Here is a 13,308-nt window from a genome sequence, read left to right as displayed (position 1 = left end):
GCATTGTCTGAACAACCTTCAATGATTCATGTCCTTCTTGTCGATGACGATCCCTTCATCCGGGAAAGCCTGAACGTGGTGCTCGGCCTGGATACGGATATCCACATTACAGGTACGGCTTCCAATGGGACGGAGGCACTTGCTTGCCTTGAATCAGGAACAACAACAGATGTTGTACTCATGGATATTCGTATGCCCGAATGTGATGGGGTCGAAGGCACTCTTCTGATCAAAACCCGTTTTCCCGATATCCAGGTGCTGATGCTGACGACCTTTGACGACGATGAATATATCATTCAAGCATTACAGAACGGAGCGAGTGGTTATCTGCTCAAAAATGTCCCTCCTGCCCGTATCGTGCAGGGCATCAAAACCGTCCATAACGGGGATATGCTGATCCACCCGGATATTGCACGCAAACTCGCGGGTTTGCTTCGAACGCCAGCTTCTCCTCCGGTAAACGAGCCCTTTGAAACGTACGGGCTTACCCGCATGGAGCTTGCCGTTGCCGAAGCCATCTCTGAAGGATTATCCAATAAAGAAATTGCCGCTAAGCTTTTTCTCAGTGAGGGTACTGTCAAAAACTATGTAACTGAAATTCTGGGCAAGCTGAATTTGAGGGATCGCACCCAAATCGCCATTTTTATTTTGAAAAAATAAAGAAAAAAGGTACTCCCTCACCCCAGAGAAGGCGTTTGGAAGTACCTTTTATTACATTTCGATCGACCCTTTGTCACTCACTACAGGGGCTGGTGGTAAAGCCAGTGGAGCCTCGTCAATTCGCTGCTCTTTCCGGCGTGTGAATAATTTGAGCATAATCACATGAAACAGCGTCACCGGACGCGGCTGAACTGCCCATGCCTCATGTTTATCCGGTGCCATAATCACACCAAGCTGGTGATGCTCGCCTTCGTAAATCGCTCGCTGCATAAACTTGCTCTCTCCCTGATGATTACGCACCTCCAGCTTGCAAAAAGCCGGATTCATCCGCAGTGCCCGGTGTAGCTCTTCGGGAGAATGAACGAGTATACCGTTCACTTTATACAGCGTCTCCCCTGCCTCAATTCCGAGCTCTGCTGCAGGACTATCTGGAATCACACTCAGTACCTTAAGGCCATGCTGAGGGTGAACAAATGCAGGACTAAGTTGTTGCTCTTCCAATGCACTGTACCACACCAGGACTTCATGTCCAGCAAAAGCTACCAATGCCGCAACCACCGTCAAAGGTGACCACCATACGGCAAGCAGACTGAATACAAGCAAAGCCAAGCTATACAGCATCAAACGTTTAGCTGAAATCTGAAGTTTACGCCCAGGTAGCATACTTTGTGTGTTTTCACTAAATCCCAGTAAGATGGGCAGCGCCATTAGCGTGTAGCCTTGACCTGCATGAAGTAACGGAGTCCACGCTATTTCTGTGATGCCTCCGGTTGTCGGAACAAGAATCAGTAGCGGAACCGCCCAAAAGAGCTGGATCTGATACCCGCCTACTAACTTCCCACGTTTGCCTTCCATCAGAAACGGAGAGGCCATAGATACACCCTGCATTCGTGCCAGTATAGCTTCGCCAAAATGCAACAATGCAGCCAGAACGAGTAACGCAGGCATGTCCAGTGCACGCACCGTCTCCACAGCCTGTCCAAGCATGCCGGAAGGCTGCCAGCTGGATGCCACATTCAAAGCAAATTGAAGTATTCCCAGTGCCCCCGCTGCATAGGCAAAACACAAATAACGGATACGAATAAGAGCCAAGACCAATGCTGCAATCCATATGCTAATCAGACTGCCCAGGGTAAGATAAGTGCCAAGGAAAAGCGATACCATGGACACGATTACACCAATGACAATTCCCCCGAGAACCGCTCGAATCGTCTGCGTGATTGAACTCTGCATACGCACATGGAAGAGTTTACGTTCTTGGAGCAACTGACGATGATAAATCAAAACAATCAGAATCACTGCCATATAATAAAACGGCTGAATCAACAACTGTAACAATGCTTCCCCTAATGTAGTTAACCAAGGCCATGCCCATTCCATTGTAGCATTTCACTCCTCTCCTTCAGCCGGTTCAGAAAAAAAGAAGGCTGAAAATCAGCCTTCTTTATGGCTTCGACACAGCGGACGAAATATCCTTTGAGACATTTTCGATCGCGCGTTTCAGCTGTGCATCATATTGAGGATTAGCGATGCGTTCAATCAGAGATGCCTCCAGAGATTCTGCCGTTTTCTCATCGATTTGGCCAGTAACCTGAATGCCTTTTTTCTTCTGGAACGCCTTGACGGCTTCTTCGGTCTTCTGGTCGTAGTATCCGTCCACACGATCCGGCTTGAAGTCAAGTCCTCTCAGCATCGTCTGCGCACTCTTCACATCCGTGCTATTGCTGTCATATTTCAGTGGCAGCTTCTCTTTATTAATCGGTGCAACCGAGAAATAATCAGGCTGGTTCACTGCGATATCCGGTTTGATGCCTTTTTCGTGAATCCAAGTACCGTTTGGTGTCAGCCACTTGGCAATCGTAATTTTCAGCAAGCTACCGTCACCCATCTGTTTATCGTAGCTGGTTTGCACGGTTCCTTTACCAAAAGAATTCTCACCCACGAGTGTAGCGCCAGCAGATTGTTGCAAAGCTCCTGCCAGAATTTCGGAAGCACTCGCGCTGCCTTTGTTCATCAGCACCGTGATTGGATAAGGCTTGGCTGATCCATTTGATTTACTTTGTTCCTTCTTGCCATTTTTATCTTCAACCTGAACGATGACTTTGCCTTTCGGTACGAACTGTTCTGCAATATCGATAACGACTTGCAGTACACCGCCCGGGTCATTCCGTACATCGATGATCAGGCCTTTCATATTTTGCTTCTCCAGCTTCGCGAGTTCTTCCTTGAAGCGTTCACCTGTATTCAGCGAGAACTGCGTAATGTTGATGACACCAATACCGCCATCTTCCATATGTGCATAGACGGTTTCCAGGTCAATATCATCACGAACAATCGTGAATTCAATCGGCTCTGTCGATCCCGCACGTTTCACTTGTACTTTGGCTTCGCTGCCCTTTGGACCTCTAATCTTGTTGACCGCTTTGTTGAGCTCAAGTCCTTGAAGCGATTCACCGTTAACCGACATAATGATGTCTTTCGCACGGATACCTGCTTTTTCAGCAGGTGAACCTTTGATTGGGGAAACGACAACGACATTACCGTCTTGCGAGGAAACCTCTGCACCAATACCGGTAAATGATCCTTCGATGGACTCTTCAAACTGGGCTGCTGTTTCCTGTCCCATATAGTTGGAGTAGGGATCACCCAAAGATTCCATCATACCGTTAATCGCACCATCGATCAGCTTGGTACGGTCGACATCTTTATAATAGTTGCTGGAGATTAAATCCATTGCGGTTTCAATCTTCTTCATATCGTTCTTCTGCTGCGAGCTGCCGGTTACACTAGCCAGCAATCCTTCGCCGGGTCTCACTTGATTTGTAATACCCGGATAAGTCATTAACACGAGCGTTAATAGACTTCCGCCAAGCAGTCCCAGAATAACAAACAGCAGCGCCGATCTTTTTTTCATCATCCGTATGTCACCGCCTTTAGTTTTGAAGCGCATCCGATTCGGACTGCCCCGAATCATTCCCTGAACATGCCAGCTTAGTATATGTCTAGCTTGTACGGATTATGATTTTTCCATTCGAACTCTAAACTATATAATTTGAACTAAAAATTTTACACAGCCCACTCCAATGACAGAATAACCTTACAATCGCTGTTATCCCCTGATTTTTTGGATTCCCTTTTTTGAAGGGGAAAATCCGGTGATAAGCGTATGCTTTCGGTGCAGCTTTCTTTTAGAAAGCTTTTAGGCGAACGCTTCGCTTTTCCAGGTTTTTTCTGTCCTCTCCGTTAGAGTGTAAATGAATAGTTCAACTTATATAAGTTGCATCGCATTAAATCAGACAATCTACAAATAGTTCATCGGATTCACAGCTGTTCCGTTATCACGCACTTCAAAGTGCAAGTGAGGCCCAGTCGAGTTCCCTGTATTGCCAGACTCGGCAATGGTATCGCCTTTACTTACCGTATCTCCCTTGCTGACCTTGAATCCACCTTCACGCAAGTGACCGTACAATGACCACAGACCTCCGCCATGATCAATAATAACCGTATATCCATAGCCACTATACCATTCAGCCATAATGACAATCCCGCCGGAAGCCGCATGAACTGATGTGCCTACTGGAACAGCAAAGTCGACACCTGCATGAAGTTTACCTACTTCCCCCGTAATCGGGTGAATTCGCGGACCAAACGGTGAAGAAATGCGTCCACCGGAAACCGGTTTTGCAAAAATACCGCTGCCGGATGAATAGGTTACTTCACTGTTGCCGCTTGAGCTTACACGTGTTGGTGCCTTGGCTGCTGCTTTGGCACGTGCCGCAGCTTGGGCCCGAGCTTTGGCTGCCGCTGCTGCCTGTTGCTCACGCAATTTATTTTTCTCCTGTAACAGAGCTGAGCGTTTGCCAGCAATCTGCATCAACACAGCTTCCTGCTCTGCCGTCAACTCTTCGGATTGTTCAATTTTAGCATCATATGAAGCCAGAAGCACCTGCTTTTCTTTCTCTTTTTCGTTCAGCTGTGACTTGCGCTGTTTCTTCTGTGAATACAGGCTTTTGGCTTCCGCATACTGCCGGTCCAAATCTGCCTTTTTCTCCACCACTAGCTGCTTGTCCTTTTTATGTTCATCCAAGAGATGCTGATCCTGATCCACAATCGTTTTAAGCGAGTCCGCACGGGTCAGAAAATCAGTAAAGCTGGTGGAGGACAACAGGACATCAAGGTAAGATACTGCCCCATCCGTGTACATCAGGCGCACACGTGACTCTAACAGTTTTTCTCTTGCGACGATGCGGTCTTCTGCCGCTTGCAGATCCTTTTTCGTTGTACGGAGATCTTCCTCCGTATTTTCAATCTGCAACGATACACTCGCCAGCTCATCACTTACAACATTGATCTGTTCCAAGACAACCTTCAGATAGGCATTGGTTTTGTTCTTGTAATGCTGCGCTTCCTGTTTGTTGGCCGCAGCCTTTTTTTGCTCCTGCTTGGCGGAAGCCGCCTTGCTCTCCAGTTGCTGAATCTGTTGATCAATATCGCTGATGCTATTCTTGGCATATCCGTCAGAAGGCTGAAACGTCATACCGGCCAGTAACATAAAGGCCAGCAGCGAAGCGGTTTTTTTCAAAATGATGATCCCCCATCCTATGAATTCACAAGAAAGCAACCTGCACAGGTGGTGAACAGCATGTTCTTTGCTTTCTTTCATCAAAACAACAGTTGCGTCTTTCCTACATATCGTCAAACAGCATTCAATAATGAACCTGTTTTGGCATTCTTTTCGACATTTTCTGCTAAATGCAGTTTGAACGAAGGATGACCCACGCGTTTACGGGCCAAACAGCTTACACTGAAATGGCGCAAGCGTGGGCATGCCCCCGCAGTATAGTTAGACTTTAAGCGACTTCCGGATGGATAGTGTACTACCCAGAATTCCGACAAGCACCCCTAGTCCAATCAGCAACGTTCCCATAAGTGGCCAGATCTCGCTGAGTGGAATCAGATTCAACATCTGCATGAAGACATCCTGACCAATCGTTGACATCAATTGACTGTATCCGAAGAACAGAACGGCGACTGTAATGATGGAACCGATTAGTCCAATCAACGCTCCTTCAATAAAGAAAGGCCAGCGGATAAAGGTGTTGGTCGCACCCACCAATTTCATAATACCAATCTCCCGGCGGCGAGCCAGAATCGTTACGCGAATCGTATTCGAGATCAGGAACATCGACATCAGGCCCAGTCCCCCGACAAAAATAAATCCGATATTACGAACAAGCTTCGTGAATTTGAACAACACATCTACCGTTTCCTTGCCGTAGTTCACTTTCATGATCGGCTTCTCGGGATGTTTCTCGTTCAATGCTTCAATCTTCTGCGCGACAAAATTGACCGTTTCCGGCTCAATCACTTTGACTTCAATCGTATCGGGCAATGGATTGTTATCGACATCGAAACCACCGAGAACATTATCCGCATTTTCGCCTAGACGATCACGGAATTCTTTTAATCCCACATCCTTCGGAACAATTCGAATCTCGCTGACTTCAGGCATGGCACTGATCTCCTGACCAATGACATTGCGCAGGTTCTCGTCCACATTCAGCTCCAGAAACGTACTAATCTCGACCTGGCTGTCTACCTGATTGGCCATAGAGTTCACGTTAAGCACAAGCAGCATAAACACGCCAAGAATAAACAGAGAGACGATAATCGACATGACGGATGCCACTGACATCCAGCCATTGCGGAATACGTTCTTGAAGCCCTCCCGCAGATGTCGCAAGAGAGTACTAAAATTCATAACCGTATTCCCCTCTCATCTGATCCCGTACAATCTGTCCGCGTTCAATGGCGATAACCCGCTTACGCATCGTATTAACAATATCTTTGTTGTGTGTTGCCATCACAATCGTTGTGCCCCGGAAATTGATCTCGTCCAGCAGTTGCATAATGCCCCATGACGTCTCCGGGTCCAGATTTCCTGTAGGCTCGTCAGCAATAATGACGGAAGGATTGTTTACAATCGCCCGTGCGATTGCAATCCGTTGCTGTTCCCCGCCAGAGAGTTGTGAAGGTTCACGGTTGGCCTTGTTGCGTAGTCCCACCAGATCGAGCACTTCCATAACCCTTTTCTTGATTTGGCGCTTCGGTGCTTCAATAACTTCCATCGCAAATGCCACGTTCTCGTACGCTGTCATCTTCGGCAACAGACGGAAATCCTGAAAGACAACGCCGATATTACGGCGCACATAAGGAATTTTCCGTGGTTTCAGCTTGCCAATATTAAATCCGTTAATGGATATTTGCCCTTTGGTTGGCACTTCTTCTCTGTACATTAGCTTCATAAATGTCGATTTGCCTGCACCGGATGGACCAACGATATAGACAAATTCATTGCGGTCGATCTTCACCGACACCCCTTGTAATGCGTGGGTCCCATTGGCGTAGGTCTTCCACACGTCCTGCATTTCTATCACATCATCACTTCCTGCTCACATAGTTAGCCATTATGATTTCGACACAATCCCGGCATTTCCTTTAAAAAGGCCTGAAATTCATCAGGAAAAATCCATTCTGTCCCTCTTTTGCTGGTGAAGCATGGATTCATATGAAGTTTATTGTAACAAATTTGTTACCTATTGAGTACCCGAAAGTTTTCCACCCTTGGATCATATAGATAGAGAGTGTTACGAATTCCGGAACAACAGAAGCCAAAAGGAGCGTTCGTTTATGAAAAAAATACATGTAACGGTTATCGCCCTGTTCTCCCTGCTCTTGATCGGCTCCGCGTCCTATGGATTGCTCTATATGTACGTGAATCAACCCAACTTACCCAAAGGTGTACAGGTCGGGGGCTGGACCATCGATGGCAAACATCGCAAGGACGTACTGGCAGAAATGAACACTCGCATTCAACAATTGCAGGACCGGCCCGTCGCACTGGAGCTGACTGAACCCAACCCAATAACAATGTCACATACCGCCGCCGAACTAGGAGTGAGTTACAATGCAAACAGCTTCAAGGCCGCAGTACAACAGCTGGATGAGGGGAACCTGTGGGAACGCGCGTATGCACGGTATCAATTCCCCCAGACCTTCCCTTTGGATATGGACTACAACGAACAAACTTTTCAACAATTGCTTAGTCCTGCCTGGGAAAAAGAAACCTTCGGTACACCGGCAGAAGCCGTTCGCCGCATCACCCCAAATGATCAAGTGCAGTACATTCCGGAAAAAAGCGTGCATCGGGTGGATTGGAAAACACTCAGCACCCTCATGAAGACCAAGCTGCATAGAGAGCTCAGCGATGTGGTGGATGGAGTAAAACCAGAACCCATACGGATTCTTTTACCTCTATACACCTTGAAACCAGAGGTAACGATTGATTCCCTGAAGCAGGAAGGCATCGAGCGAAAAATCATTCAATTTTCCACAGGACTGGGAAACAGCAGTCAAGGTCGGGTACATAATGTCAGCGCGGCTGCTCAGGCCATCAATGGGATGATTTTGCCGCCTGGAGGTGTGTTCGACTATGAAAAGGTGATTCGCAAAGCGGAGAAGGAATATGGTTTTCGGGAAGCACCGGTCATCGTGAATGGCCGGCTGACACCCGGAATTGGCGGAGGAATCTGTCAGGTATCCAGCACCGTATATAATGCTGCCCTGTTGACGGGTCTGGATATTGTGGAACGGCGCAATCATTCATTGCCCGTTAAATATTTACCGAAAGGGCTGGATGCCACCTATGCCTCAGGCGCCATTAACTTTCGTTTTCGAAACAGCACTGAGAAATCACTGTTGATCCACGCGAAAGTGCTAGGCGGACGCATGGTCGTGAAATTTTTCGGCACATTTCCGGAGAATGTCAGTTATACGGTGGAGTCTCGTACGATTGAAACGCTGAGTGTACCCGTAAAGTATGTATCCAGTAATGTGCTTCCCGACGGCGCCCAGCAAGTACTTCAGAATGGACAGCCCGGGTACATCGTTGAAACGGTGCGTACGAAGAGAGTGGATGGCAAAGTCGTTGAAACCAAAACAATCTCACGTGACATTTACAAAGCACAAAGCCGTCTTATTGCACGCTCAGGTCATATTAGCATGCCTGATCCACAGCAACCTTCAGTGGTGGAGGATGGCATCCGTGAGGGGAATCAGCCTTAAATTTCAGGTGTACAAATAGAACGAAAGAGATTTACACTTTGGCACTCCGCTGACAGAATAACCTTCCGATCGCTGTTATCCCCGGATTTTTTGGATTCCCTTTTCCAAAGGGGAAAATCCGGGGATAAAGGCGAAGCTTATGCTTTCGATGTAGCTTTCTTGCAGAAAGCTTTTAACTCCGCTTCTACAGGTTTTTTCTGTCCTCTCCGTTATTGTGTAAATGAATTACATAATGAATTTTCCCCGGCTTATTAGTAAAAGCTATAACTCTTCGCTTTGTTTAGAAGAATCTTCATTATTTTCATTGTTTTTTCTATATTCTTTGAGAGCGCTATCGTTTTCAAAAGTCACCTTGACCGCGTAGTTAAAAATAAGTAAAGGGGCCATAACTATTAAAAATGAAACTTTTATAAAGTTATCATCAATTCCATCAGCAATAACTAAAACACTAGTAGTTAGAGTGGCTCCCCATATCACCATTCTTCCTATTTCTAAAGCTGGTTTTTGATTAATCAAGAAATTTTCATGTTTTTTGAATACTGTGAAACTTATTAAGTTTAAGATAATTGGAGTAAGTATATAATAAGCTAAAACTATATATATTTTCATATTGCCTGAAGCATCGTTTGGTACAAACTCTATGAACTTTGTAATCGAGGCTAACACAACAAATAAGGGTAGAGTAATTTGCAGATAAGTAGCCAGAATAACGAACCTAGACCTACTAACCTTATCAAACATACGTACTCGATTAAAGTAAAACAATGTACTTATATAAAGAACTATCGCCATAAAGAATCCATGAAAGAATATACTCCCAAATATAACTAAGAGGTAAACAATAGAGATAATTATATTATCAACATCTCTCTGGTCCAAGATTTCTTGATTTTTTTCAGTTCGCATTAGTACCTTCCCTATGTATTTTTTTGGTTTTCAAGAACATTTTTCTTTATTCCAAAATACGGCCTTTTCAAAAAATGCTGTGGTTACATATGTGTCAGAGAGGGTCAAGCTTCAACTAGGAAGTTATGACGGTCACTAGTACTGACCCAATCTGCACTTTATGAACAACATGTTTTTTTATCTCAACTTCTCTTAAACACTGAAAATCTCTATACACTAAACACAAAAACAATAATCCACTATTTTATGATCACCAAGAATAATACTGGATCGCTACTTAACGAAACCCTTAGTAATTGGTTCTTTGACCCATTAGCTTAGTGCCCACCTGTATACTCATGTTGCTCTTCTCCCACCACCATTTTCTCTTTTCCCATAAAGAAGGAAGCGATCAGTGCAAGGGCCGCCGGAATAACCGCCCAGGCAAACAGCTGTACAATAGATAAGGATAACGCATGTGTGATGGAATCCAGCACTTGGGGTGGAATCCCTTGACGCAGCTCTGGTGATAACAGTGCATGCGGATCGGTCAGATCCATCCCGGCAGGCAGACCACCTGCAGGTGTGCCAACCGATGCACCAGCTTCGCCAGTAGCACCAGCCATGCCGTCTGACATCTTGCGAGTAAAGACTTGACTCTGTACAATGCCAAAGATCGTGATACCCATCGTCATGCCCAAAGAACGCAGAAAGTTCAGCGTTGAACTGGCAGCACCACGTCTTTGGGGTTCAAATGCATTCATAGCCGCATTGCTAAGTACGGAGAAAGATGCGCCGACACCAAGGCCAATCATGACCATGTATACGCGAATCGTCCATAGAGATGAATTTTCATCCAATGTCGTTAATAAACCTAGCCCCACTACAAGCAAAGCCAGCGTTGGAATCATAATATTGCGGTATTTCGTTTTGGTCATGAGCACACCGCCCATGGAAGCCGTCACAACGGAACCTAGCATCATCGGCAACAATACAAGACCCGAGTTGGTCGCTTTGCCGCCGAGTACGCCCTGGATGAAAATCGGAATATACACGGAAGCCGTAATAAACGCAGCACCACTGAACATGGCAATAACGTTACTTGACCAATACACCCGCTTGCGAAACATACCGAATGAAATAATCGGCTCTTTGGCCTTCGTTTCTGCATACAAGAAGATCAATGCCAGCACGATAAATCCGGCAAATAGCCCCAAGATCTGTGCAGAGTCCCAGGCAAACGTTTTGCCACCCAGCTCCAGCGCAAAGATCAGGCAGACCACAGCACCAATCAGTGTAATAGCACCCAGCCAGTCAATTTGCTGTGACTGATGCTGGTGAGATTCCTTATAGAAAAATGCGATGAACAGAAATGCAATCAAGCCTAGCGGCAGATTGATGTAAAACACCCATTCCCATGTTGCATACTCTGTAATGTACGCACCTAGCAGCGGCCCGAATACACTCGAAAGACCGAACACTGCTCCAAACAGACCACCCAGCTTCCCCCGCGACTCAGGCGCAACGACGTCGAACATAATCGTAAACGCAATCGGCACCAGTGCTCCTGCACCGATCCCTTGAATCGCTCTGTACATCGTCAGTTCCACGATGGATGTCGCAGTTCCACACAAAGCGGAGCCAAGCATAAATACGATGATCCCGAAGACAAAAAACTTTTTACGTCCATACATATCCGACAGTTTACCGAAGATCGGCATACCTGCCATCTCGGCCACCATATAGGCAGAGGTTACCCAGACGAATTTGTCGAGCCCGCCGAGCTTGCCCACGATATCCCCCATGGCCGTAGCCACAATGGTGTTATCCATAGAGGCCATTAAGATGCTGAGCAGCAAACCTGCCAGCACAAATCCAATTTTATTGTTGCGTGCAGCCATTATTGTTAGTCTCTCCATTCCCGTTCTATTCATATGACTGCATTAGTATATCCGAAAAGAAATAACAAGCAATCAGTCCAAGGACCGATTGCTTTATGGCAAAACCTTCTACCTAGAGGGATATCCATCAGCTCTATCCTTTAAAAGTCATAAGGGTCGTCTCTCGCTCTTATATCTCGCATATTCGCTAGATTCGCACACTGCTGCCTACCTTTGCTTCCGGATCAACGGATAGTTCACCAGAATACTCCACAAACCGGATATTACAACCTCGCCCAATATGGACCCGATTCCCTCGAACCGTATCTGCTTCGGTATCTTCCAGCACAATTTCATCGCCCTCGATCAGTTGAGCCCTGAAGGATGGTGCCCCGCCTAATCCGAGCGCTTTCCAGAATCCGCTGCGTTCCTTGCGCCGGATGTCGATCCGCTCGCCGCCTACTTCTCTTGCTGAAGAGGACGTGTATAATCGAATCTCCACACTGTCCGCATTAAGAAGTCCGCCTACCTTAATATTGCCCTGAACGTCGATTTTCTCTCCCTGCACATCTCCATCAATAGTCGCCATACCCCCAATATCAATACGTTCACCGTTCAACCCACCGCCCACATTACACTTTCCGTTCACGGTAAACTCAGGTGTAGACAGGTCTCCATTAATCGTGGTCATGCCATCCACACGTACCCGGGAGCTAACCAGCGGACCATTAATCGTACACATTCCATTAACCATTGTGCTCTCGGCTCGAGCTGCACCGTGGACTCCCAGTGTTCCGTTGACATCAAGAGACTGGGTGCGAAGTTCTCCCTCCACTTTGGCCATACCATTAACCGTTGTACTTTCAGAGACGAGGGAACCATAGATTTTCAGCGTGCCGTTAACACTCAGGGAGGAACAATCCAGATCACCATCCAGTTTAGCCATACCATCGATATTTACCCGATGATAGGAACCGCCCGTTGTTTTACGAGACCCTGTAACATTCAGATCATTTCTCAAGTGACGTTCTTCCATTATAAAATCCCCCTCAGCCCAATTTAATTTTCAATTCTTCCATGAACGTTGCCAGCGGAATGCGGAGTACCACTTTTACCCCATGATCAAAATAAAGCTCTGCTCCCGAGTTCACTACCATTAAGGTAGGTACGCCCATCTTGCGAACAAGCAGCAGTTCACTAGCTCGGTCTCGGAACCGATAGTAGTGCTCAGACATCACATCAATTAAGAGCAATCCCTCCTGCTGCGTGATATCCCCGCTGAGAAGCAACTTCTCAAGCACATATAGCATCATAATCTGTTCCAAACCGTATAATGCCTGCTGGCGTCCAGCCTCATTTAACAGATCAAGCGAAGCCAACGAAACAATGTTTCGGTCTAGTAATTGCTGATCGGACATCTCCACCTCACCAAGTGTTGGCGAAAACACATCCGCCAGTTCATCCAGCGACAGTCCGTCTTTCATATGAATGATCTTGTCGATCCGCTGTAAAATCTGCTGTTTTGGGAAAAATGTTTCCTGTCCCGTAAAAGAAGACTTTCGAATAAACCATTCCTCGGGAATGAGGTTTTTCCGTTTCCATCGATATAGTTGACCGTATGAAATACCTGTCAGGTCAAGCAGTTCTTTTTTGGAGATCAAATCATCTGTCATTTCAGGACCCCCTTTCCATTGAATACAGTGTAACAAAACATTGTTACGTTGTAAAGGTGCGAGGATCATATGTGATAAAAATAAAC

Annotated in this window: 11 protein-coding genes; 2 read left to right on the top strand and 9 right to left on the bottom strand. The window is 46.3% G+C overall.

The genetic code is table 11. The annotated features are described in order from the left end of the window. Positions 1-21: 21 nt before the first annotated feature. On the top strand, positions 22-660 hold the full coding sequence (locus ABIE27_RS07470) for a response regulator (RefSeq protein WP_123065435.1): 639 nt from the start codon (positions 22-24) through the stop codon (positions 658-660). A gap of 51 nt (positions 661-711) precedes the next feature. Here the strand turns inward: ABIE27_RS07470 and ABIE27_RS07465 are convergent, their stop codons facing one another. The 5 genes from ABIE27_RS07465 to ftsE form a co-directional block, all read right to left on the bottom strand. Continuing rightward, positions 712-2,040, bottom strand: a complete 1,329-nt coding sequence (locus ABIE27_RS07465; RefSeq protein ID WP_123065381.1) for a PDZ domain-containing protein — start codon at positions 2,038-2,040, stop codon at positions 712-714. A gap of 64 nt (positions 2,041-2,104) precedes the next feature. Next, on the bottom strand, positions 2,105-3,577 hold the full coding sequence (locus ABIE27_RS07460) for a S41 family peptidase (protein ID WP_123065380.1): 1,473 nt from the start codon (positions 3,575-3,577) through the stop codon (positions 2,105-2,107). Positions 3,578-3,961: 384 nt separating this feature from the next. Beyond that, positions 3,962-5,242, bottom strand: a complete 1,281-nt coding sequence (locus ABIE27_RS07455; protein ID WP_123065379.1) for a murein hydrolase activator EnvC family protein — start codon at positions 5,240-5,242, stop codon at positions 3,962-3,964. A gap of 261 nt (positions 5,243-5,503) precedes the next feature. Next, positions 5,504-6,421, bottom strand: a complete 918-nt coding sequence (gene ftsX / locus ABIE27_RS07450; RefSeq protein ID WP_123065378.1) for a permease-like cell division protein FtsX — start codon at positions 6,419-6,421, stop codon at positions 5,504-5,506. After that, positions 6,411-7,097, bottom strand: coding sequence for a cell division ATP-binding protein FtsE (gene ftsE / locus ABIE27_RS07445; protein ID WP_123065377.1), 687 nt, complete (start codon positions 7,095-7,097; stop codon positions 6,411-6,413). Before ftsE ends, ftsX begins: the two co-directional genes overlap by 11 nt. Before the next feature lie 253 nt (positions 7,098-7,350). On the opposite strand from ftsE, the gene ABIE27_RS07440 reads away from it, so the two are divergent. After that, positions 7,351-8,784 (top strand): VanW family protein, encoded by a 1,434-nt coding sequence (locus ABIE27_RS07440; protein WP_429350212.1) that lies wholly within the window; start codon positions 7,351-7,353, stop codon positions 8,782-8,784. Positions 8,785-9,045: 261 nt separating this feature from the next. On the opposite strand, the gene ABIE27_RS07435 is transcribed toward ABIE27_RS07440, so the two are convergent. The 4 genes from ABIE27_RS07435 to ABIE27_RS07420 all read right to left on the bottom strand — a co-directional run bounded on the left by ABIE27_RS07435 (position 9,046) and on the right by ABIE27_RS07420 (position 13,222). Next, the gene (locus ABIE27_RS07435) at positions 9,046-9,690 is read right to left on the bottom strand and encodes a hypothetical protein (RefSeq protein ID WP_429350211.1); all 645 of its coding nucleotides are present in this window, start codon (positions 9,688-9,690) and stop codon (positions 9,046-9,048) included. A gap of 317 nt (positions 9,691-10,007) precedes the next feature. After that, on the bottom strand, positions 10,008-11,570 hold the full coding sequence (locus ABIE27_RS07430; RefSeq protein ID WP_429350210.1) for an MDR family MFS transporter: 1,563 nt from the start codon (positions 11,568-11,570) through the stop codon (positions 10,008-10,010). Between the two features lie 187 nt (positions 11,571-11,757). Beyond that, complete coding sequence (locus tag ABIE27_RS07425) at positions 11,758-12,585, bottom strand: hypothetical protein (RefSeq protein WP_429350209.1); 828 nt, start codon at positions 12,583-12,585, stop codon at positions 11,758-11,760. A gap of 13 nt (positions 12,586-12,598) precedes the next feature. Then, positions 12,599-13,222 (bottom strand): YhbD family protein, encoded by a 624-nt coding sequence (locus tag ABIE27_RS07420; protein WP_429350208.1) that lies wholly within the window; start codon positions 13,220-13,222, stop codon positions 12,599-12,601. Positions 13,223-13,308 lie beyond the last annotated feature (86 nt).

The sequence above is a fragment of the Paenibacillus sp. 4624 genome (assembly GCF_050435065.1).
GTDB classification, from domain to species: domain Bacteria; phylum Bacillota; class Bacilli; order Paenibacillales; family Paenibacillaceae; genus Paenibacillus; species Paenibacillus amylolyticus_D.
Note: the sequence above shows the minus strand (reverse complement) of the source record. Positions and strands in the feature narration are given on the sequence as shown.